The sequence below is a fragment of the Sinorhizobium psoraleae genome (assembly GCF_013283645.1).
GTDB lineage: Bacteria > Pseudomonadota > Alphaproteobacteria > Rhizobiales > Rhizobiaceae > Sinorhizobium > Sinorhizobium psoraleae.
Genome location: NZ_JABEKV010000004.1, coordinates 197,493 through 218,445, shown reverse-complemented (window position 1 = coordinate 218,445; position 20,953 = coordinate 197,493). Strand labels below are relative to the sequence as shown.

At 61.6% G+C, this 20,953-nt stretch carries 19 protein-coding genes; 2 read left to right on the top strand and 17 right to left on the bottom strand.

Features of this window, described 5'->3' with window-relative positions:
• Nucleotides 1-66 precede the first annotated feature (66 nt).
• The 7 genes from ILFOPFJJ_RS22025 to dusB form a co-directional block, all read right to left on the bottom strand.
• Nucleotides 67-930: a D-amino-acid transaminase gene (locus tag ILFOPFJJ_RS22025; protein ID WP_173512698.1), complete on the bottom strand. Its 864-nt coding sequence runs from the start codon at nucleotides 928-930 to the stop codon at nucleotides 67-69.
• Nucleotides 931-943: 13 nt separating this feature from the next.
• Nucleotides 944-2,320, bottom strand: coding sequence for a Trk system potassium transporter TrkA (trkA, locus tag ILFOPFJJ_RS22020; RefSeq protein ID WP_173512697.1), 1,377 nt, complete (start codon nucleotides 2,318-2,320; stop codon nucleotides 944-946).
• 66 nt (nucleotides 2,321-2,386) lie between these two features.
• The gene (gene ntrX, locus ILFOPFJJ_RS22015; protein ID WP_173512696.1) at nucleotides 2,387-3,751 is read right to left on the bottom strand and encodes a two-component system response regulator NtrX; all 1,365 of its coding nucleotides are present in this window, start codon (nucleotides 3,749-3,751) and stop codon (nucleotides 2,387-2,389) included.
• Complete coding sequence (locus tag ILFOPFJJ_RS22010; protein ID WP_173512695.1) at nucleotides 3,741-6,014, bottom strand: sensor histidine kinase NtrY-like; 2,274 nt, start codon at nucleotides 6,012-6,014, stop codon at nucleotides 3,741-3,743. Before ILFOPFJJ_RS22010 ends, ntrX begins: the two co-directional genes overlap by 11 nt.
• 205 nt (nucleotides 6,015-6,219) lie before the next feature.
• Nucleotides 6,220-7,674 carry a nitrogen regulation protein NR(I) gene (gene ntrC / locus ILFOPFJJ_RS22005; protein ID WP_173512694.1) on the bottom strand — a complete coding sequence of 485 codons (1,455 nt, stop codon included), beginning with the start codon at nucleotides 7,672-7,674 and terminating at the stop codon, nucleotides 6,220-6,222.
• Nucleotides 7,671-8,828 (bottom strand): two-component system sensor histidine kinase NtrB, encoded by a 1,158-nt coding sequence (locus ILFOPFJJ_RS22000; RefSeq protein WP_173512693.1) that lies wholly within the window; start codon nucleotides 8,826-8,828, stop codon nucleotides 7,671-7,673. The genes ntrC and ILFOPFJJ_RS22000 overlap by 4 nt, the downstream gene beginning before the upstream one ends.
• Nucleotides 8,825-9,853 carry a tRNA dihydrouridine synthase DusB gene (gene dusB, locus ILFOPFJJ_RS21995; protein ID WP_173512692.1) on the bottom strand — a complete coding sequence of 343 codons (1,029 nt, stop codon included), beginning with the start codon at nucleotides 9,851-9,853 and terminating at the stop codon, nucleotides 8,825-8,827. The genes ILFOPFJJ_RS22000 and dusB overlap by 4 nt, the downstream gene beginning before the upstream one ends.
• Nucleotides 9,854-10,030: 177 nt before the next feature.
• Between dusB and ILFOPFJJ_RS21990 the strand changes: the two genes are divergently transcribed.
• Both ILFOPFJJ_RS21990 and ILFOPFJJ_RS21985 read left to right on the top strand, forming a co-directional pair.
• Nucleotides 10,031-11,245 (top strand): bifunctional 2-C-methyl-D-erythritol 4-phosphate cytidylyltransferase/2-C-methyl-D-erythritol 2,4-cyclodiphosphate synthase, encoded by a 1,215-nt coding sequence (locus ILFOPFJJ_RS21990; RefSeq protein ID WP_173512691.1) that lies wholly within the window; start codon nucleotides 10,031-10,033, stop codon nucleotides 11,243-11,245.
• The gene (locus ILFOPFJJ_RS21985; RefSeq protein ID WP_173513319.1) at nucleotides 11,245-11,742 is read left to right on the top strand and encodes a CinA family protein; all 498 of its coding nucleotides are present in this window, start codon (nucleotides 11,245-11,247) and stop codon (nucleotides 11,740-11,742) included. The genes ILFOPFJJ_RS21990 and ILFOPFJJ_RS21985 overlap by 1 nt, the downstream gene beginning before the upstream one ends.
• On the opposite strand, the gene ILFOPFJJ_RS21980 is transcribed toward ILFOPFJJ_RS21985, so the two are convergent.
• From ILFOPFJJ_RS21980 to pdhA, 10 genes are all read right to left on the bottom strand, one after another.
• Entirely contained in the window at nucleotides 11,730-12,179 is a 450-nt protein-coding gene (locus ILFOPFJJ_RS21980) for a type II toxin-antitoxin system RatA family toxin (RefSeq protein WP_173512690.1), read from the bottom strand. The two genes, ILFOPFJJ_RS21985 and ILFOPFJJ_RS21980, sit on opposite strands and share 13 nt — an antisense overlap.
• Before the next feature lie 9 nt (nucleotides 12,180-12,188).
• Entirely contained in the window at nucleotides 12,189-12,758 is a 570-nt protein-coding gene (locus tag ILFOPFJJ_RS21975; RefSeq protein ID WP_173512689.1) for a P-loop NTPase family protein, read from the bottom strand.
• A gap of 69 nt (nucleotides 12,759-12,827) precedes the next feature.
• Nucleotides 12,828-13,799: a lipoyl synthase gene (lipA, locus tag ILFOPFJJ_RS21970; protein ID WP_173512688.1), complete on the bottom strand. Its 972-nt coding sequence runs from the start codon at nucleotides 13,797-13,799 to the stop codon at nucleotides 12,828-12,830.
• 135 nt (nucleotides 13,800-13,934) lie between these two features.
• Nucleotides 13,935-14,186 carry a GlsB/YeaQ/YmgE family stress response membrane protein gene (locus ILFOPFJJ_RS21965; protein ID WP_173512687.1) on the bottom strand — a complete coding sequence of 84 codons (252 nt, stop codon included), beginning with the start codon at nucleotides 14,184-14,186 and terminating at the stop codon, nucleotides 13,935-13,937.
• Nucleotides 14,187-14,264: 78 nt separating this feature from the next.
• A complete protein-coding gene (gene lpdA, locus ILFOPFJJ_RS21960) occupies nucleotides 14,265-15,710 on the bottom strand; it encodes a dihydrolipoyl dehydrogenase (RefSeq protein WP_173512686.1) in 1,446 nt (481 codons plus the stop codon).
• Nucleotides 15,711-15,727: 17 nt separating this feature from the next.
• Entirely contained in the window at nucleotides 15,728-16,309 is a 582-nt protein-coding gene (locus ILFOPFJJ_RS21955; protein ID WP_173512685.1) for a GNAT family N-acetyltransferase, read from the bottom strand.
• Between the two features lie 2 nt (nucleotides 16,310-16,311).
• Entirely contained in the window at nucleotides 16,312-16,953 is a 642-nt protein-coding gene (locus ILFOPFJJ_RS21950) for an SGNH/GDSL hydrolase family protein (RefSeq protein ID WP_173512684.1), read from the bottom strand.
• 159 nt (nucleotides 16,954-17,112) lie between these two features.
• A complete protein-coding gene (locus tag ILFOPFJJ_RS21945) occupies nucleotides 17,113-18,468 on the bottom strand; it encodes a pyruvate dehydrogenase complex dihydrolipoamide acetyltransferase (protein WP_173512683.1) in 1,356 nt (451 codons plus the stop codon).
• 15 nt (nucleotides 18,469-18,483) lie between these two features.
• Complete coding sequence (locus ILFOPFJJ_RS21940; protein WP_173512682.1) at nucleotides 18,484-19,857, bottom strand: pyruvate dehydrogenase complex E1 component subunit beta; 1,374 nt, start codon at nucleotides 19,855-19,857, stop codon at nucleotides 18,484-18,486.
• A 17-nt stretch (nucleotides 19,858-19,874) separates the two neighbouring features.
• A complete protein-coding gene (gene pdhA / locus ILFOPFJJ_RS21935; RefSeq protein WP_173512681.1) occupies nucleotides 19,875-20,921 on the bottom strand; it encodes a pyruvate dehydrogenase (acetyl-transferring) E1 component subunit alpha in 1,047 nt (348 codons plus the stop codon).
• Nucleotides 20,922-20,953: the final 32 nt, after the last annotated feature.

Here is a 20,953-nt window from a genome sequence, read left to right as displayed (position 1 = left end):
ATTTTGTCTAATTCTGCGTTTCGAGGCGTCACAGTATCCTTCCCCGACACCTCTCCAAGTTTGGTATCAAATCAATGTCTTTTCCGCAATGTCGAAAAAGGCTTCGCGAATATTCTGTGCTATGCTTCCGGGATGGCCATTGCCAATCGTCTTTCCGTCGACCGAGACGACGGGAAAGCAGATGCTCGTCGCCGCGGTGATGAACACTTCACGCGCCGCAAACATTTCCTCTACCGAAAACGCCTTTTCCTCGACCTTCAGGCCAAGGGGCTTCGCCACGTCCATCAGTGTCGTCCGGGTTATGCCCCGCAGAATGCCGTGCTCTGCCGGACGTGTGCGCAACGTGCCATCGCCATCGACGATCCAGACGTTCGTCGCCGCCCCCTCTTTGACGGTGCCGTCTACGTCGACGAAAATCGCCTCCTGCGCTCCGAGCTCCTTTGCCTTCTGTCGCGCGAGAACATTCGGCAGAAGGCCGACCGACTTGATATCGACCCGATCCCATCGGTTCTCCGGCACCGTGATCGCAGCGATTCCCTCGGCATTCTTCTTTGCGATTGCCGCGGCGTCCGTCCGCTTGGCCGTAACGACGAGCGACGGCGGCGTATCTTTTGTCGGAAAAACGTGATCGCGCCGCGCAACGCCACGGGTTACCTGCAGGTAGAAGAGCCCGTTGCGCACCCGGTTCCTGCGCAACACCTCGCGAATGACGTGGATCAGCGCCGCCCGGCTCATCGGCCAGCCGATCCGCAGTTCCTTCAGGGATCGGTCGAGGCGATCCAGATGCCGGCTGAGGTCCACGATGAAGCCGTGCCGAACCTCGCAGACCTCGTAGACGCCGTCCGCGAACTGGTAGCCGCGGTCTTCGACATGAACTGCAGCTTCGGAATGCGGCACGTAAGCGCCGTTGACATAGGCAATTCTCGGCATCGGGATCGCGACCTCAGAAATATTGGATGCTGACTCGGAAAAGCTGTTCGACGTGGCGCACGGCGTCGGCGGATGCGAAAAGAACGACGCGATCCTTCGCCTTGATCCTCGTGTTGCCGTCAGGACGAATGAAAGTCTTGTCGCGATAGAGCGCGCCGATGCGGATCCCTTCCGGCAGTTCAAGCTCGCGGAGCGCCTTGCCGACCAGCGGCGATGTTTCGAGTGCCTCGGCCTCGATGACTTCCGCCGCGCCGTTCTGCACCGCATAGACCGACCGGATGCGACCTTTCCTGACATGCTGCAGGACGCGGGAGATCGTCACCGCCCGCGGGTTGATATGCGCGTCGACTCCGGCGGTGCCGGCAAAATCCTGGTAGGCCGGCTCATTGATCAGCACCAGGGTCGACTTGGCGCCCAGGCGCTTGGCCATCATGCTGCCGAGAATATTGATCTGATCGTTGTTCGTGAGGGCGACCACGAGATCGGCTTCCTGAACATCCGCCTGCATCAGGATCCGCTGATCCATGGCCGAGCCGTTCAAGACGACCGTGTTGCTCAGCTTGTCGGCCAAGAGCACCGCGCGGTCCCGGTCGCTCTCGATGAGCTTGACGCGCATGCGGGGCTGCTGCTCCTCGATGGTGCGCGCGACGAAATAGCCGATGTTGCCGCCGCCCATGATGATGATCCGCCGCGCCTCCTGCTCCTCGTGCCCGAAGAGTCCCAGCGTGCGGCGCGTATGATCTCGATCGCAGACGACATAAGCGAGATCCCCCATCTGCAATTGATCGGCGGAATGCGGCACGATCAGCTTTCCGTCCCGGAAAATGCCGGTGACGGTCGCCAGAAGATCCGGGAAGAGCTCGCTCAGTTGCTGCAGCGGCGTGTCCACGACAGGACAATCTTCCATGCACTCGATCGCAACCATGGCGATGCGATCCTCGGCGAAGCGAACCACATCGGTCGCGCCGGGAAAGGAAATGCGCCGAAGAACCAGACGCCCGACTTCGATCTCCGGCGAAATCGTCACGTCGATCGGGACGTTCTCCCGTGAAAAGAGGTCCGAATACTCCGGTACGAGATAATTCTGAGCGCGAATCCGGGCGACCTTGGTCGGCACGTTGAAGATCGCATGCGCCACTTCGCAGGCGACGATGTTGACCTCGTCGAAAAGGGTCACCGCGATGATCATGTCAGCCTGATCGGCACCGGCTCTCGCCAGCACATCCGGATGGGCGCCGTGACCGACATAGCCGCGCACATCCAGCGTCTCGGTGATGTGCGCGATGAGCGCGGCGGACGTATCGATCACCGAAACGTCGTTGTTTTCCTGTGACAGACGCTCGGCGATCCCGTATCCGACCTGTCCGGCGCCGCAAATGACAACTTTCATCGCCGTTCCTTCATCCCACAAGCTGCAGCGCAGAGAAGCGAAAAACCGCCGCCAACCCGCTCCGGATCAGACGCCCAGCGACTTCAGCTTGCGATGAAGCGCGGAACGCTCCATGCCGACGAACTCCGCCGTGCGCGAGATGTTTCCGCCGAATCGGTTGATCTGGGCGATCAGATAATCGCGCTCGAACATTTCACGAGCCTCGCGCAGCGGCAAGGTCATGATGTGCTGATCACCCTGTGCGGAAATCTTCGGCAACGTGTCGCCGACCTCTGTCGGCAGCATGTCGGCGGTGATCGGCGTATCGGGCCCGTCGCTGCGTGCGAGAATCATCAGGCGTTCGATGTTGTTGCGCAACTGGCGGATGTTGCCCGGCCAGTCATGCGCCTGCAGGACGGCGAGCGCATCCTCGCCGATCTTGCGGGGGCGTATGCCGGCCTGTTCGCTCACCTGACGCATGAACATGTCCACGAGGAAGGGTATGTCTTCGCGCCTTTCGGCAAGAGCCGGAACGCGCACCGGGATCACCGCCAGCCGGTGAAACAGGTCCTCGCGGAAAAGGCCTTCGGAAATCATGTTTTCCAGATTGTAAGCGGTCGAGGAGATGATGCGCACATCCACCTTGACGCGCTTCGAACCGCCGACGCGCTCGAACTGCTGATCGACAAGCACGCGCAGGATTTTGTTTTGCGTTTCCCGCGGCATTTCGCCGATTTCGTCGAGATAAAGAATGCCGCCATGGGCCTCTTCCAACGCACCTGTTCGGCGCGGTTGGCCGGGCGTCCCTTCCGTGCCGAAAAGCGCGATTTCCATGCGATCCGGGGTGATTGCTGCCGCGTTCAGCGCGACGAACGGCCCGGACGAACGCGTGGATTTGCGGTGGATCATGCGTGCGACAAGTTCCTTGCCGGAACCCGAAGGGCCCTGGATCATGATTCGGCTGTTGGTCGGCGCCACCTTCTCGATCGTCTGCCGCAGCTGCGATACGGCGACGGAGGTTCCGATGAGCTCCACCGGATCGCCGGACTTTCTCTTCAGTTCCGAGACCTCGCGCTTGAGCTTGGAATTCTCCAACGCCCGCTCGGCGATGAGAATCAGCCGGTCCGCCTTGAACGGTTTCTCGATGAAATCGTAAGCGCCACGCTTGATGGCGGAAACGGCCGTTTCGATGTTGCCGTGACCGGAAATCATCACCACTGGCAGATCGGGATGGCGGCCCTTGATTTCGTCAAGCAGCGCCAGTCCGTCGAGGCGGCTACCCTGCATCCAGATGTCCAGGAAAACCAGTCTCGGCACACGATCGTTGATCGCCGCAAGCGCGCTGTCGCTGTCAAAAGCCGTCCGGGTCTCGTGACCCTCGTCCGACAGGATTCCCGAGACGATCTCCCGGATGTCCTCCTCATCATCCACAACCAGAATATCAGCCGCCATTGGTATTACCCTTATCCTTTACAGTATCTTCGCCCCCGGTCTCCCCGGCAGGCGGCAGAATCACCCGGATCATCGCCCCGACGCCGCCGTCGAAATCGACCGGTGCGTCGTGCAGTTCCAGTTGTCCGCCATGGTCCTCGATGATTTTCTTGACGATTGCGAGGCCGAGACCGGTGCCCTTTTCGCGCATCGTCATGTACGGCTCCAGAATTCTGTGCCGGTTCTCGGTCGGCAGCCCCTTGCCGTTGTCGATGACATCGACAACGAAGCGGCCGGAAGCACCCTCGCGACGGGAGCGAATGATGATGGTCGGCGCACCACGCGACGTTCCAGCGGGGACGGCCTCGATCGCCTCGACCGCGTTCTTGACGATGTTGCCGAAAGCCTGGCCGAGCATGCGGCCATCGAACTGCCCTTCGAGCGGCTCGTCACCGAAATCGCGAACGAAGGTGATGTGCGTGTTGCCCATCTCGCGCAGAAATACGGCATCCTTGAGGATCGAGCGCAGGTCGGATTTTTCCTTCGTCGGCTTCGGCATCCGTGCAAAGGCAGAGAATTCGTCGACCATCCGGCCGATATCCTCCACCTGCCGCACGATGGTATCGGTGCATTGGTCGAAGACGGCCCGGTCCTGCTGGTCGATCTGCTTGCCGTACCGGCGCCTCAGGCGCTCGGCCGAAAGCTGGATCGGTGTCAGCGGGTTCTTGATCTCGTGAGCAATGCGGCGCGCCACGTCGGCCCATGCGGTCGACCGCTGCGCGATCACCAAATCGGTGATGTCGTCGATGGTGATCACGTAGGAACCGTGCGAGTCGTCGCCTTCCTCCCGCGTCACCTGAACATTCAGCGTGCGCTCGGTTCCGCCGCGCATGATGTTGATCTGCTTGCGGTAGTCGTTGCGATAGCGGCTTTCGGCCTCGATCAGCACCGCATCGATCTCCGGCGCAACCTCGCTGAGGCTTGCGCCCAGCAGTCCCGGCGCGGCCGTCCTCAGGAATTCTTCCGATGAAGGATTGGCGATGGTAATGCGACGGTCTTTGCCGACGCCGATAACCGCGGTCGTGACGCCGGAGAGCACGGCCTCGATAAAGCGGCGGCGCTGATCCACTTCGTCCTTCGCCACCAGGATCTGCTCCTGCTGCGTACGGATCTCGCTGACCATCTTGTTGAAGGTGCGCGACAGATTGCCCACGTCGCCATCGACGGCGCGCACCGGAACGACGACGTCGAGATTGCCGGAGGCCACGCTGTCCGCGGCACCGATCAACTGCCGAATCGGTCGAACGATACGATCGGCAACGGCAATCGCCGTCCAGATTGCCGCCAGCAGAACGATGAGAGCAAAGCCGATATAGAGAACGCCGAAGGCGATCTGCAGCGACGTGCGCCCGGCCTCCAGAGCCTTGTATTCGGCAGTGTTCTCCTCCATCAGCCGCATCGAACGCATCACTTCGGGATCGACGTTGCGAACCGTGTAGAGATAGGTACCGGGTATATTGTCGAGTGGAATGACGGCGCCGACGAGGTTGGTGACGCCCGGAGGAATAAGCGTCGGCTGGCCGGAAATAGTGCTTTTGAGCGCATCCTGCGGAATAGCCGGCAGCGGCCGCTCGGTCGAGATATTCGCTTGAAGGATGGCGCTGCCGTCGGCGCGGACCAGGAAGGCGCCAAGCATGCCGCGCCCCCTCGCCTGCCGCGTCATCAATTCGGTGAAGCCGGTGCGATCGAGGCTGTAAAGCTGCCGGTTGCGCTCGAGGTCGTTCGCCATCGACACAGTCTGGCCTTGCAGATAGCTGGCATTCTCCAGCACATAGGCTTGCGCGACGTTCAGCGACGAGCGGACGATCGCCTGTGTCCGCAGAGAGAACCAGCGGTCGAGCCCGACGTCGAGGGTAATGCTCGCGAAAATCGCGACCAGAATCGCAGGCGTTATCGCGACGATCGAAAACAGCGCGACGATGCGCACATGCAGCCGCGCTGCCGCTCTTCCCTTGCTGCGCGCCCTCAGCAGTCTGAGGATTTCGCGCGCGATCAGATAGATCAGGCCGACGACGAAGACGCCGTTGATACCCGCACAGGCGATGACGATGTTTCGCTCTGGTCGAACGGGGGTAAGGCCGAGGAGAACGAGCAGCGACAAGGTGGCACAGATCAGCGCGCCGGTGGCGAGCATCAATCCAGGCAGGGCGAAGGATGCCCGCCGATCCTGGACAGTTGCGACCCTGTCCTCTGTGCCCAATGGCAGGGCCATTCCGTCCACCATGTAAAATGCTTCCCCCAAACCGGCGCCCGACGGCGCCGGCAAACGCGAACTTTAACAGGTCAAAGAAACTGACCGCAACGCCCCGCCCCAAACGTATCGGCGAGCCTCGACCGGATGAGTCGCGTTCAATGACGACGCAGCGAATCGACGCTATGGACGTTCAAGCAACGCATTGTGGCGAAAATGCAACGGTGTTGCATCACAGTCAAGCACTGCGTGAACTCCGGTAAACGGAGACTCCGAGTTCGCGGATCTTCTTGCGCAGCGTGTTTCGGTTAAGGCCGAGGAGGTCGGCAGCCTTGATCTGGTTGCCCCGGGTCGCCGTCAGGGCTGCGAGGATCAGCGGGTACTCCATCTCCGCGAGCACCCGATCATAGAGGCCGGTGGGCGGCAGGGCATCGCCGAAACTTGCGAAGTACTGCCGCATATTCTCTTCGACTGCCTGGGAAATCGACATCGAACCGGAGCGGGTCGCCGACTTTTCGATCGGGCTGTCGGGGATCTCCGAGCGTAGCTCGTTCTCGATGATTTCCTTGGTGATCACATCCTGTGGATAGAGGGCGGTCAGCCTCCGTACCAGATTTTCGAGTTCTCGCACATTGCCGGGCCACGGATGCGCCTTCATCAGTTCCAGCGCTTCCTGGTCGAAACGCTTGACGTCGAGCCCTTCCTTTTCGGCCTGCTGGACAAAATGGCGGACGAGATCCGGAATATCCTCGGCCCGATCCCTGAGCGGCGGCAAGCGCAGTGGCACGACGTTCAAGCGATAGTAGAGATCCTCGCGGAAAAGCCCTTGGTTGATCGACTGTTTCAGGTCCTTGTTCGTCGCGGCGACGATCCGTACATCCGAGCGGATCGGCGTACGCCCGCCGACGGTCGTGTATTCCCCCTGCTGCAACACACGCAGGAGTCTGGTCTGGGCATCCATCGGCATGTCGCCGATCTCGTCGAGGAAGAGCGTCCCGCCTTCCGCCTGCTCGAAACGGCCGGTCGAGCGCGTCTGTGCGCCGGTAAAGGCGCCCTTCTCGTGGCCGAACAGCTCCGATTCGATAAGGTCGCGCGGGATCGCCGCCATGTTGATTGCAACGAAGGGGCCATTCCTGCGCTTGCCGTAGTCGTGCAGCGCCCGCGCGACCAGTTCCTTGCCCGTCCCCGATTCCCCGGTGATCATCAATGTCAGATCGGTCTGCATCAGACGCGCGAGCACCCGGTAGATTTCCTGCATGGCGGCCGAGCGGCCGACAAGCGGCATGCCGTCCTGCGAATCGTCGTCGATCTTGGAGGGACGACGCTTCGGTTCGGCGAGCGCCCGACCGATGATCCCGATCAGTTCCGTCAGGTCGAAAGGCTTCGGCAGGTAGTCATAGGCTCCCTTTTCCGACGCCTTGATGGCTGTCATGAACGTGTTTTGCGCGCTCATCACGAGAACAGGCAGATCCGGACGCGCCTTCTTGATCCGAGGCAGGAGGTCGAAGGCGTTCTCATCCGGCATTATGACGTCGGTCACGACCAGATCACCGTCGCCGGCAGCGATCCAGCGCCACAGCGTCGCCGCATTGGAGGTGATGCGCACATCATAGCCGGCGCGGCTCAGAGCCTGGTTGAGCACGGTGCGAATGGCGGCATCGTCATCCGCGACGAGGATCGTAGCGCCCGTCATGCAATGTTTCCTTTTGTCATCGGAATTTCGTCGTCATCCGCCGCTGGCCCCTTGGAGGCCGGCATCAGAACACGGAAGGTGGTGCGGTTGTGCTGGCTATCGCACTCGACGATGCCCCCATGGCCGCCGATGATCTTGGCGACCAGCGCCAGCCCAAGGCCCGAGCCGTTCGTCTTCGTGGTGATGAAGGGGTCGAAAAGATGCGGCAGCAGATCCGACGGAACGCCGGGTCCGTTGTCGTGCACGCAGAACTCCAGCGGTAGCGAGATCTTTTCGCGCGTTCCCGCAACCGAGAGCCGAATGCCGGGCCGATAGGCCGTCGTCAGCATGATCTCGCCGTCCGTCCGGTCGCCGATCGCCTCGGCGGCATTCTTGATCAGGTTGAGGAACACCTGAACGAGTTGGTCTCGATTGGCATAAACCGGGGGCAGCGACGGGTCGTAGTTCTCGGAAATCTTGATTCTGCGGGCAAAGCCAGCCTTGGCAATCGCCTTCACGTGGTCGAGCACGGAATGGATATTGAGCGGTACGCGATCGACCGGCCGTTCGTCGGAGAACACCTCCATGCGGTCGACGAGCGATACGATACGGTCCGTCTCGTCACAGATCAGCCGCGTCAAGGCCCGGTCCTCGTCATTGACCGATGTTTCGAGAAGCTGTGCAGCGCCGCGAATTCCGGAAAGCGGGTTCTTGATCTCGTGGGCCAGCATCGAGGCGAGACCGGTCACCGATCGTGCGGCGCCCCGATGGGTCAGTTGCCGATCGATCTTGTCGGCCATCGAGCGCTCCTGGAAGACGATGACCACAGATCCTGGTGCGGAGAGAACGGGCGCGACGTAGAGATCGACGAGCTTGTCGGCGCCAAGGCGCGGCGAACTCAGATCGACCCGGTATTCGTTGACAGGCGCTCGTCGTTCGCGAACCTGATCGATCAACGTCAGCAGCGGGCTGCCGAATGGAATGAACGCGCTGATGTTGTGGCGGGCGAGATGATTGGCGCTGGCGCCAAAAAAGGACTCTGCTTCCCAGTTGGCGAAGGCCACCAGGCCGTCTTCGTCAACAAGGATGACGGGGTTCTGGATCGCGTTCAGAACCGCCATGGAAAGATCGTTCGCATCTCCCGCCGGGTCCATTGCCATTGCCTTGTCCGTCATGCCGCCATCTCCTCGTTGACCGATGCGACGCCGGAATTCGCGATCGCTGCAGCGACCCGGTCGCTGACCAGATCCGGATCGGTGGATGTCAGGATCGCCGCCTTGTCGGTGGACGAGAGATCCGGTGCGAAACGCTCCATGTACCAGCCGACATGCTTGCGGGCGTGCCGAATGCCGATCTGGGGCCCATAGAATTCGAGCATCGTTGCATAGTGCTCGGCGAAGATCCGCGCGATCTCCAATGCGTCGGGATGAAGACGAGCGCCGGCAAGGACACCCGCATGCCACGGCCGCCCCTGTGACGACCGACCGACCATGACCGCGTCGGCACCCGACCGGCGCAGGATTTCCGTGGTGTCCGCCACCGTATCGACGTCGCCATTGGCGATGAGAGGGACCGAGATGACGTCGCGAACCGCACGGATCGCGTCCCAGTCCGCCTTTCCGCTGTAGAACTGCATCCGTGTGCGGCCGTGAATCGTGATGGCCTGCACACCCGCGTCTTCGGCCCTGCGAGCAATCAACGGAGCATTAATCGAGTTCTCGTCCCAACCGAGCCGCATCTTCAGCGTTACAGGCACGGAAACGGCCTTGACGATTGCTTCGATTAGCGACAGCGCGTGATCGGGGTCGCGCATCAAGGCCGAGCCGGAATAGCCGCCGGTCACTTTCTTCGCCGGGCAGCCCATGTTGATGTCGATGATATCGGCGCCGTTCGCCTCGACAATTCTTGCGGCTTCGGCCATCCAGTGCGCTTCACGCCCTGCGAGTTGGACGATGTGCGGCTCGATGCCCGAATTCTTCAGCCGCACCCAGGATTCGGCGGCGTTACAGACCAGTTCACGGCTGGCGACCATTTCCGTCACCACAAATCCCGCGCCGAAACGCCAGGCGAGCGCCCGGAAAGGCAGATCCGTCACCCCGGACATCGGCGCGAGCGCCACCCGGTTGCGGATTTCAACATTCCCGATCCGGAGCGACGATGACAGGGCCGGTAGTGGCAAATGCATATCTTTCAGGCACATGTTCTTCTTGCACTATTTTTAGACATTGTTATTCGGCTTGCCAAGCGATTTCCGCGCGCCCGACAAAATTCCCCACATGGCTCCAATGACGGCTTCCAACGGCGGGGGCTGGCAATGGCAGGGCCTTCGCGGTAGATCACGGCGAAGATCGGCGAAACGCGGGACCACATACATAAGATGCAGCCTGAAGAACAGTTCTCCTGTGGTGTCGTGATCGTCGCGGCTGGTCGCGGCGAGCGTGCCGGCCAATCGGCGGAGGGGCCGAAACAGTACCGGACGATCGGCGGCCGCCCCGTTATTGCGCACACGCTTAACATTTTCGCGACATGGGCAGGAACGGGGCCGCTGGTTGTGGTTATCCACCCCGATGACGAGGAATTGTTTGCCTCCGCTTTGAAGCGCGTGCCCACGCCAAGCGATTTGACCATCGCGCACGGAGGAGCGACGCGGCAGCTTTCGGTCCTCGCCGGCTTGGAGGCGATTGCGGCTGCTGGCGCCAAATACGTCATGATCCACGACGCCGTGCGCCCCTTTGCCGATCACGCCTTGCTCGATCGCTGCCGGGCAGCGCTGCTGGCCGGCGCGGAGGCGGTCCTGCCGGCGATCGCCGTCGCCGATACGCTGAAGCGGGCCGGCGCAAAAGGCGTCGTAAGAGAGACCGTCCCACGGACCAACCTCTTTGCGGCACAGACGCCGCAGTGCTTCAAGTTGGACGCGATCCTCTCCGCGCACCGTGCCGCCAACGCCGGCGCCAAAGCGGATTTCACCGATGACGCGTCCATTGCCGAATGGGCGGGCATTCCCGTTGTCCTGGTCGAAGGTATGGTGGACAACGTCAAGCTCACGTTGCAGAGGGATATTTCGATGGCTGATGAAAGGCTCACGGGCAGCACGATCCCGGACGTGCGCACCGGCAATGGCTACGACGTCCATCAACTCATCGAAGGCGACGGCGTCACGCTTTGCGGCGTGTTCATTCCGCACGATCGCAAACTCTCCGGCCATTCCGATGCCGATGTCGCGCTGCATGCGCTGACCGATGCACTTCTCGCAACCTGCGGCGCAGGTGATATCGGCGATCACTTCCCGCCGTCGGACCCGCAATGGAAGGGTGCGCCTTCCCGTATCTTTCTGGAGCATGCGGCGCGGATCGTGCGCGAGCGTGGCGGCGTCATCACCAATGCGGACGTATCGATCATCGCCGAAGCACCGAAGGTCGGGCCGCACCGGCAGCAGATGCGGGAGAACCTGGCAGCAATGCTCGACATCGCAATCGACCGCTGCTCGATCAAGGCGACCACCAACGAAAAGCTCGGCTTCATCGGCCGAAACGAAGGCATCGCTGCAATCGCAACTGCGACGGTCATCTACGCGCCGGGGAGCAGCGCATGATGTGGCCGGCCGATATCGAACGAAAGGCCCACGCGATCATCGCCGACTTCACCCAACGCAAGCTGAAGCTAGCCACGGCGGAGTCCTGCACCGGCGGCCTGATTGCCGGCGCGCTAACCGAGATTGCCGGTTCGTCACTCGTCGTCGATCGTGGTTTCGTCACCTATTCCAACGACGCCAAGGTACAGATGCTCGGTGTTGAGCTCGCGACGCTCGCCGCCCACGGCGCGGTCTCGCGCGAGACCGCCATCGAAATGGCACGGGGCGCCGTCTCCCATTCCGGGGCGGATGTCACGGTCGCAGTGACGGGTATAGCTGGCCCGGGCGGAGGTTCGGTGGAAAAGCCGGTCGGGCTCGTCCACCTGGCGGCAACAGGGCGGAATGGCAGGGTGCTTCACCGTGAGATGCGCTATGGCGACATCGGCCGCGACGCGGTTCGAATGGCGGCCATCAGAACCGCACTCGGTCTCCTCGAAGAGGTCGCTCAGGGAGCGTAGACTTCATCGGCTCGCTTTTCGAAGGCTTCCGAAAACATGCGGAACGCCCGGTCGAACATGGAGCCCATCAAAGCCCCCAGAATGCGGCTCTTGAACTCGTAGTCGATATAGAAGTGCACGATCGACAGCTTTTCGCCGGTCGGCTCGAAGCGCCACTCATTGTCGAGATATTTGAACGGCCCGTCGATATAGTTGACGTCGATCGTACGCTCGGCCTTGTTGAGCAGAACCTGGGTCGTGAAGGTCTCGCGGATCGCCTTGTAACCGACGGTCATGTCGGCCAGCAGCAACACCTTGCCGTCACGCTCCTTACGTGAACGCACGCTCAAGGCCTCGCAAAGCGGCAGAAACTCCGGATAGCGCTCGACGTCGGCGACGAGATCGAACATCTGATCGGCCGAATGCTTGACGACATGGTTGGTTTCAAAGTGTGGCATGACTCGCAGTTAAGCGCGTGCCGCGAGAAGTTCAAGCAGCGTGCGCATTTGTGCCCGGCTTCTTATCTGCAGGACCGGAACGTCCGGCCCGTGCTCCCGCAGGCCGGTCTCGATCCGCGGCACGAACTTGCGCTCGAACGTCCAGATGTAGCGGACGAACTCCCAACTTACCCGTTCCGGACATCCGTCGGCCATTTCCGGCCGTGCCGCCCCTCGCCATTTCAGCCAACGCCGCATCACGCCTATCAGGCACAGCAAGCGTGGCATCCTCACCCAGAGCACGACGTCGGCGCGGGGCAGTCGCAGATCGAAGGTCGACGGGTTCGTCCCATCCATCACCCATCGAGCTTCAGCGACCCTGGCGGTGATGAGGTTTCTTTGTTCCTCCCGCGCTCTGGAAACCCAACCGGGCAGCCAGAAGAACTCTCTGTCCATCGAAACAAATGGGAGTTCGTAGTGTTCCGACAAGCGTCGGGCGAGTGTCGTCTTGCCTCCCCCCGAGCAGCCGATGACCAAAACACGTTTTGCCTCCGAGAGAATAGATGCAACCCGCTTCGTGTCCGTCAGATTATCTGCCACTCTCGCTCCCCAAAAAAGAGCCGCGACGATACAACGCCGCGGCTGTTTTTCACCGGCTGTGGGAATGAACTACTCCGCTTCGGCCAGAAGCTTCTTTTCGCGCGCGGCCCTCAACCGCGCAAAATCGTCGCCCGCGTGATGCGACGAGCGTGTCAGCGGGCTTGAGGAGACCATCAGGAAGCCCTTCGTGTAGGCGACCGTCTCATAGGACTTGAACTCCTCCGGGGTCACGAAATTCTCGACCTTGTGGTGCTTGCGGGTCGGCTGCAGATACTGGCCGATCGTCAGGAAATCGACGTCAGCGGTACGCAGGTCATCCATCAACTGCAGCACCTCGTTCCGTTCTTCGCCAAGGCCGACCATGATGCCGGATTTGGTGAACATCGACGGATCGAGTTCCTTCACCCGCTGCAGGAGCCGGATCGAATGGAAGTAGCGAGCGCCAGGACGGACGGTCAGATAGTTCGAGGGCACCGTTTCGAGATTGTGGTTGAAAACGTCAGGCTTGGCGGCGACCACACGCTCCAGCGCACCGGGCTTGCGCAGAAAGTCGGGTGTCAGGATCTCGATGGTCGTTTCGGGAGAGGCCTCGCGGACCGCGAAGATGACTTTCTCGAAATGCTCGGCACCACCGTCGTCCAGGTCGTCGCGGTCGACCGAGGTGATGACGACGTGGCTGAGCCCCATCTGCTTGACCGCCCTGGCAACGTTGGCTGGCTCTTCCATGTCGAGCGCATTCGGCTTGCCCGTCGAGACGTTGCAGAAGGCGCAGGCCCGCGTGCAGATCTCGCCCATGATCATGAAGGTCGCGTGCTTCTTGTCCCAACATTCGCCGATGTTCGGGCAGCCGGCCTCCTCGCAGACGGTGACCAGATTGTTGCCCTTCACGATCGAGCGGGTTTCCATGTATCCCTTCGACGTCGGCGCCTTTACCCGAATCCAATCGGGCTTGCGCAGGACTTCCGTGTCAGGCTTGTGCGCCTTTTCCGGATGGCGGACGCGTTGCGCCCGGTCCGAGACAGCATCGAAAACCGTTACCATGTGTCTTCCTTTGTCGCGTCGAGCGCGCGGCGTGCCGCCGAGCTGCCCTTTTCGATCTATATAAACGGCCCGACAGGAAAAGTCAGGCCGCCAGTTGCAATGCGGCCCGACAGCAGACGCATGGCTTGCGCGGCGCTACCTTCTCACAGCGCGCCCCGCGGCAATCAGCAGGCAGGCGCCGATAAAGCCGATGACCAGATAGGCGAGCCAGCCGGTGTAGGTCATACCGAAGGCGGCCAGAATGAAGTTCAGTACGATGGCGCCCAGAATGCCGAGAACAATGTTCATGAACAGCCCCATCTCGCTGTTCATGAATCTCTCCGCAAGCCAACCGGCCAATCCGCCTATGATGATTGCAGCAAGAATACCGACGCCATTCAAGCTCATCGCGACCTCCCCGCAGTGAAAAAGCACCAGCGGCTTCAATGCATGATCGGATCAAAAGTTCCGAACGGCGGCACGTCATCAGGCGTTCAGCATCCGGCCGTACGCGTCAAGCACGCTTTCCTTCATCATTTCCGACAGCGTCGGATGCGGGAAGACCGCGTGCATCAGTTCTTCCTCGGTCGTTTCGAGATTCATGGCAACAACGAAGCCTTGGATAAGTTCGGTTACCTCGGCACCGACCATATGCGCACCCAACAGTTCGCCGGTTTTCTTATCGAAGATCGTCTTGATCAGCCCCTGGTCCTCGCCGAGCGCGATGGCCTTGCCGTTGGCGGCGAAGTTAAAGCGGCCGACACGGATCTCGCGGCCGAGTTCCTTCGCCTTCGCTTCAGTCAGTCCGACAGAGGCAACCTGCGGGTCGCAATACGTGCAGCCCGGGATCTTGCCCTTGTCGAGCGCGTGCACGCCTGGGACACCGGCGATCTTCTCCACGCAGATCACGCCCTCGTGCTCGGCCTTGTGCGCCAGCATCGGCGGCCCGGCGACGTCGCCGATCGCGTAGATGCCGGCTACATTCGTCTTGCCATAACCATCGGTGACGATGCAGCCGCGATCGGTTTTGACGCCAAGCGCCTCAAGCCCAAGATTCTCAATATTGCCCTGCACGCCGACGGCGGAGATCAGGCGGTCGGCCTTGATCTGCGTTGCCTTGCCGTCCTTCGTCTCGACATGCGCGGTGACATCATTCGCGCCCTTCTCCACCTTCGTCACTTTGGCGTCGGTGAAGATCTTCATGCCGCGCTTTTCGAGTTGCTTGCGGGCGAAAGCGGAAATCTCCGCATCCTCTACCGGCATGACCTGCGGCAACAGCTCGACGACGGTGACGTCCACGCCCATCGACAGGTAGAAGCTTGCGAATTCGATGCCGATGGCGCCGGAGCCCATCACGAGCATGGATTTTGGCATTTCCTCAGGCTTCATCGCCTCGAAATAGGTCCAGATCAGCTTGCCATCAGGCTCGATGCCCGGGAGCGCGCGTGGCCGGGCGCCGGTCGCGACGATGATGTGCTTGGCGGTGTACGTGCCCTCGCCCTTCACGCCCTTCGGCACAGGGTTCTGCGGCTGGACCGCGGGCTTAGACGGCGCGCCAACGACGATCTCGCCGGGCTTCGTCAGCTTGGCCTCGCCCCAGATGATGTCGACCTTGTTCTTCTTCATGAGGAAACCAACGCCACCGTTCAGCCGAGCGGAGACAGCACGCGAGCGGGCGACGACGTCCTTGACGTTGGCGGTCATCTTGCCTTCCAACGTCAAGCCGTATTTCTTGGCGTGATTGGCGTGGTCGAGTATCTCGGCGGAACGCAGCAACGCCTTGGTGGGAATGCAGCCCCAGTTGAGGCAGATGCCGCCGAGGTGCTCGCGTTCGACGATCGCCGTCTTCAACCCAAGCTGAGCCGAACGGATGGCGGTGACATAGCCCCCCGGACCCGAACCGATAACGATGACGTCGTAATTCTCAGCCATATGTTCCTGCCTTTGTCTCAAGCGACCTGTCGGGTGAAAAGCACCCAGTCGTGTTTCTTGCTGTCCTCGAAAAGCGGCACGGCTTCAACGCGCGCCACCTCCTCGAAGCCGTTGACCTTATAGAGTGCCTGAGCCGTTTCATTGTGGCTTTCGGTGATCAGGCTCACCGGCGCCGACCTGGCGCGGGCAATTTCGTGTTCCAGCAAAGCGCGGCCGATCCCCTTGCCGCGATGATGCTTGTAGACTCCCAGGCTGTCGATGAACCAATGGCCCACCACCTGCCTCTGAAGGGCTAGCAAAGGGGCGAGCACCGGATGCTTCGCCTCGATATCGCGGACGGAGGAATCGATCGCGTAGGAGACCGCTACACCCGCAATCTCGTCCTCGACTTCGGCAACGATCGCATCGCGCCACGTACCCCGCCCCGCGTCTTCGCGTAGTTTGTTGCGGCCGTGTTCGAACGCCGTTTCGGCGACGCCACGCAACACACCGCCATACCAGAGCCAGGCCGCAAATCCGTGCGAGGCAATATCGATCAGGACAGCCAGTTCCGCTGCCTCTCTTCGTTCCGCAGATCTGAGGGTCGCGCCGGCCGCCATGGTCAGAGCCCGAGCATCATCCGCACGACCGGTTCCAAGCCGCGTCCGATCGCGCGGGTGTTCTCGGCATCAAGATGGACGCCATCGAGCGGCGTGGTCTTTGCCACCGAGCCGGCGTCGAAAAAACCGCAGTCGAGCTCGTCGGCGAGATCGCGGTAGAGCGGTGCCAGCATTGCCGACTGCTCGATAGCGCCCGCATACATCGCTGCAAAGGCGCTGTTCGCGGTTTCGCAAAGCGGCGGCGGCGAGACGATGAGAATGTCCGGCCCCTCCTCGGCTTCGACCGGCCAGTCGTGCCGCCGGACGAGATTGACGAGGCGTGCAATCCCTTTGACGGCGCCGAAGGCCGTGCCGTGGATCACCGGCTTCATGTCGTTTGTGCCGAGCAGAAAGATCATGAGATCGATCGGCGCGTGGCTGTGGAGCACGGTCGGCAGGACGCGGGCTCCGTTGCGGTCGCAATCGGCGAGATGGTCGTCATAGGCTGTCGTGCGGCCGTTCAGACCCTCCGCAATCACGTGGGCGTCCGAACCAAGCGCCTTCTGCAGCACGCTCGGCCAGCGGTCTTCCAACGCATGCCGGCCAAGGCCGCTCGCGTCATAGCCCCACGTCAGACTGTCACCGTAGCAAAGGACTGTCTTCATCGCTTGTGCCCGCGTTTACAGCGCCGCGCGTCTTCTCAGACACGCAAAGGACGCTGTAGCACTTTGAATCGCTGCATGTTTTTGTCCTTAAATCGGCTAAGATTTAAGGAAACATGCAGCAGGGGAATGGACCGGCCAGAAAAGCCGGTCCGGATCGCATCAGACCAGCATGCCCATCGGGTTTTCGATGTAGCGCTTGAAGGCGGCGAGCAGCTCGGCGCCGAGCGCGCCATCGACGCAGCGATGGTCGGTCGAAAGCGTCACGGTCATCATGTTGGCGATGACCATTTCCTTGTTCTTGACGACGACGCGTTCCTCGCCGGCACCGACCGCAAGGATGGTCGCATGCGGCGGGTTGACGACGGCGGCGAAGTTCTTGACGCCCATCATGCCCATGTTGGAGACGGCCGTGGTGCCGCCTTGGTACTCTTCCGGCTTCAGCTTGCGCTCCTTGGCGCGCTTGCCGAGATCCTTCATCTCGTTGGAGATGGCCGAAAGGCTCTTCAACTCCGCCTGGCGGACGATCGGCGTGATCAGACCGCCGGGAATGGATACGGCAACGCCGACATCGGCGTTCTTGTGCTTGACCATGTTCGTGTCAGTCCAGGATACGTTCGCATCCGGAACATCGCGCAGCGCCAACGCCAATGCCTTGATTACCATGTCGTTGACCGAGAGCTTGTAGACCGGCTTGCCGTCCTTTTCCGGGGCAGCGGCATTGAGCTGTGCGCGAAGCGCAAGCAGAGCATCGAGCTCGCAATCGATCGAAACATAAAAATGCGGGATCGTCTGCTTCGATTCGACGAGGCGCTTGGCGATCGTCTTGCGCATGCCGTCGTGCGGGACGAGTTCGTAGGAACCCGGCTCGAAGAGCTTGAGCACTGCGTCCTCGGACATGCCCTTGGCGAGGGCCGCCGGAGCGGGGGCAGCCGCGGCAGCGGCCTGAGGTGCAGCTGCCGGCTTGGCGCCAACGCCGGCAACAGCCGTCTCGACGTCCTTCTTGACGACACGGCCATGCGGGCCGGACCCGGCGATTGCCGAGAGATCGATGCCAGCTTCCTTGGCGAGACGGCGCGCAAGCGGCGAAGAGAATACACGCTTGCCATCCCCCGCAGCGGGTGCTGGCGATGGCGCTGCGGTCGGCTGGGCAACAGGTGCCGCAGCGGGCGCAGGCGCAGCGGCCGGCGCTGCCGGAGCCGGTTGTTCGGCTTTGGCGGCGAGTGCCGGCGCCGCCGCTCCGTTGCCACCCTTCGCAGCCGTTGCCACGTCCTCGCCATCGGCGGCCAGAACGGCGATCAGCGCATTGACCTTGACGCCTTCGGTCCCGGCCGGAACGACGATCTTGGCAACGGTACCCTCATCGACGGCTTCCACTTCCATGGTCGCCTTGTCGGTCTCGATCTCGGCGATGACATCGCCGGACCTCACCTTGTCGCCTTCCTTGACCAGCCACTTGGCCAGATTGCCTTCTTCCATGGTCGGAGAGAGGGCAGGCATCGTGATGTTGATTGGCATCGAAGCGCCCTCCCCTTATTTGTAGCAAACGGCTTTCACGGCATCGACGACCTCGGCAACGCTCGGCAGCGCCAGCTTTTCGAGGTTTGCGGCATAGGGCATCGGCACATCCTTGCCGGCGATCGTCAGGATCGGCGCATCGAGGTAATCGAAGGCCTGCTGCATGACGCGGGTGGCGATTTCGGTACCGACGGAGGACTGCGGGTAGCCTTCCTCGACGGTGACCAGCCGGCCGGTCTTCTTCACCGACTGGATCACAGTCGGAAGATCCATCGGGCGGATCGTGCGAAGATCGATGATCTCGACGTCAATGCCCTGCGCTTCGAGTTCGGCTGCAGCCTTGACGGCATAGGTCATGCCGATGCCGAAGGAAACGATGGTTGCATCCTTGCCGACGCGATGGATGCGAGCCTTGCCGATCGGCAGAACGAAATCATCGAGCTTCGGCACCTCGAAGGAGTGACCGTAAAGGATTTCGTTCTCGAGGAAGATCACCGGGTTCGGGTCGCGGATCGCAGCCTTCAAGAGGCCCTTCGCATCAGCGGCCGTATACGGCATGACGACCTTGAGACCCGGAATGTGGCTGTACCAGGCGGCATAGCACTGCGAGTGCTGCGCGGCGACGCGGGCGGCCGCACCGCTCGGACCACGGAAAACGATCGGCGCGCCCATCTGACCGCCCGACATATAAAGCGTCTTGGCGGCCGAGTTGATGATCTGGTCGATCGCCTGCATGGCGAAGTTGAAGGTCATGAACTCGACGATCGGCCGCAGACCGGTCATTGCCGCGCCGACGCCGACGCCGGCAAAACCATGCTCGGTGATCGGGGTATCGACCACGCGACGCGGGCCGAATTCCTGCAGCAGGCCCTGGGTGATCTTGTAGGCGCCTTGGTATTCGGCGACTTCCTCACCCATGACGAACACGTCGTCGCTGGCGCGCATTTCTTCGGCCATCGCATCACGAAGCGCCTCGCGCACCGTCATCGAAACCATTTCCGTGCCGGCGGGGATCGCGGGATCGGCAGGAACTTCCGCCTTCGGCTGTGCCGCAACCGGCGCCGGGGCCGGCGCGGCGGCAGGCGCTTCATTCGCAGCAGGCTTCGGTGCCTCCGCCTTCGCCGTCGCAATATCGCCGGCAGCCTCACCGTCCTGCAGCAGGACGGCGATTGGCGTATTGACCTTCACGCCTTCGGTGCCGGCTGCGATCAGGAGCTTTCCGATCGTGCCTTCATCGACGGCTTCCACTTCCATGGTCGCCTTGTCGGTTTCGATCTCGGCAATGACGTCGCCTGACGACACCTTGTCGCCCTCGTTCTTCAGCCATTTGGAGAGCGTGCCTTCCTCCATCGTCGGGGAAAGGGCGGGCATGAGAATTTCTACTGGCATGATTGTCCCTCCCCGGATCAAAGCAGGATGTCGGTGTAGAGCTCGGATACATCCGGCTCCGGATCAGACTGAGCAAAATCGGCGCTATCCGCAACGATGTCGCGAACATCCTTGTCGATCTGCTTCAGCTCGTCCTCGCTCGCCCAGCCCTTTTCGGTAAGCCGGGCCTTTACCTGCTCAATCGGGTCATGCTCGGAGCGCATCTTCTGCACTTCGTCCTTCGACCGGTACTTCGCCGGGTCGGACATGGAGTGGCCGCGATAGCGATAGGTCAGCATCTCGAGGATGATCGGCCCCTTGCCGGAACGGCAATATTGAACGGCTTCATCGGCTGCCGCCTTGACCGCGCGAACATCCATGCCGTCGACCTGATAACCGGGAATGCCGAAGGACGCGCCGCGCTGCGAGAAGTCGGTTTGCGCCGATGCGCGGGACACGGACGTGCCCATGGCGTAGCGGTTGTTCTCGACGATGTAGATCACCGGCAGCTTCCAGAGAGCAGCCATGTTGAAGCTCTCATAGACCTGCCCCTGGTTGGCGGCACCATCGCCGAAATAGGCGAGGCTGACATTGTCATTGCCGCGGTACTTGTTTGCGAAGGCAAGACCGGTGCCGAGCGAGACCTGCGCGCCAACGATGCCGTGGCCGCCATAGAAATGCTTTTCCTTAGAGAACATGTGCATCGAGCCGCCTTTCCCTTTGGAAAGGCCGCCGCGACGGCCAGTCAGTTCCGCCATCACGCCGCGCGCACTCATCCCGCAAGCGAGCATATGGCCGTGATCACGGTAACCGGTGATGACCTGATCACCTTCCTTGAGCGCCAACTGCATGCCGACCACGACGGCTTCCTGACCGATATAGAGGTGACAGAAGCCGCCGATGAAGCCCATACCGTAAAGCTGGCCGGCCTTTTCCTCGAAACGCCGGATCAGCAGCATTTCGCGGTAGGCTTTGAGATCATCTTCCTTGGAGAATTCGGCGATGGTGCCGCCGGCGAAATCCTTTTTTGCGGACTTGGCAGCGGTCTTGCGGCTGGAGACGGACGCGGTTTTTCGCGGAGCCATTCATTCCTCCCAAATGGTTAGCCTTTGCCGGC

Coding starts and splice junctions, on each gene's coding strand:
- ILFOPFJJ_RS22025 (WP_173512698.1), bottom strand. CDS start 930: ATGCCGAGAATTGCCTATGTCAACGGCGCTTACGTGCCGCATTCCGAA.
- trkA (WP_173512697.1), bottom strand. CDS start 2,320: ATGAAAGTTGTCATTTGCGGCGCCGGACAGGTCGGATACGGGATCGCC.
- ntrX (WP_173512696.1), bottom strand. CDS start 3,751: ATGGCGGCTGATATTCTGGTTGTGGATGATGAGGAGGACATCCGGGAG.
- ILFOPFJJ_RS22010 (WP_173512695.1), bottom strand. CDS start 6,014: ATGGTGGACGGAATGGCCCTGCCATTGGGCACAGAGGACAGGGTCGCA.
- ntrC (WP_173512694.1), bottom strand. CDS start 7,674: ATGACGGGCGCTACGATCCTCGTCGCGGATGACGATGCCGCCATTCGC.
- ILFOPFJJ_RS22000 (WP_173512693.1), bottom strand. CDS start 8,828: ATGACGGACAAGGCAATGGCAATGGACCCGGCGGGAGATGCGAACGAT.
- dusB (WP_173512692.1), bottom strand. CDS start 9,853: ATGTGCCTGAAAGATATGCATTTGCCACTACCGGCCCTGTCATCGTCG.
- ILFOPFJJ_RS21990 (WP_173512691.1), top strand. CDS start 10,031: ATGCAGCCTGAAGAACAGTTCTCCTGTGGTGTCGTGATCGTCGCGGCT.
- ILFOPFJJ_RS21985 (WP_173513319.1), top strand. CDS start 11,245: ATGTGGCCGGCCGATATCGAACGAAAGGCCCACGCGATCATCGCCGAC.
- ILFOPFJJ_RS21980 (WP_173512690.1), bottom strand. CDS start 12,179: ATGCCACACTTTGAAACCAACCATGTCGTCAAGCATTCGGCCGATCAG.
- lipA (WP_173512688.1), bottom strand. CDS start 13,799: ATGGTAACGGTTTTCGATGCTGTCTCGGACCGGGCGCAACGCGTCCGC.
- ILFOPFJJ_RS21965 (WP_173512687.1), bottom strand. CDS start 14,186: ATGAGCTTGAATGGCGTCGGTATTCTTGCTGCAATCATCATAGGCGGA.
- lpdA (WP_173512686.1), bottom strand. CDS start 15,710: ATGGCTGAGAATTACGACGTCATCGTTATCGGTTCGGGTCCGGGGGGC.
- ILFOPFJJ_RS21955 (WP_173512685.1), bottom strand. CDS start 16,309: ATGGCGGCCGGCGCGACCCTCAGATCTGCGGAACGAAGAGAGGCAGCG.
- ILFOPFJJ_RS21950 (WP_173512684.1), bottom strand. CDS start 16,953: ATGAAGACAGTCCTTTGCTACGGTGACAGTCTGACGTGGGGCTATGAC.
- ILFOPFJJ_RS21945 (WP_173512683.1), bottom strand. CDS start 18,468: ATGCCAATCAACATCACGATGCCTGCCCTCTCTCCGACCATGGAAGAA.
- ILFOPFJJ_RS21940 (WP_173512682.1), bottom strand. CDS start 19,857: ATGCCAGTAGAAATTCTCATGCCCGCCCTTTCCCCGACGATGGAGGAA.
- pdhA (WP_173512681.1), bottom strand. CDS start 20,921: ATGGCTCCGCGAAAAACCGCGTCCGTCTCCAGCCGCAAGACCGCTGCC.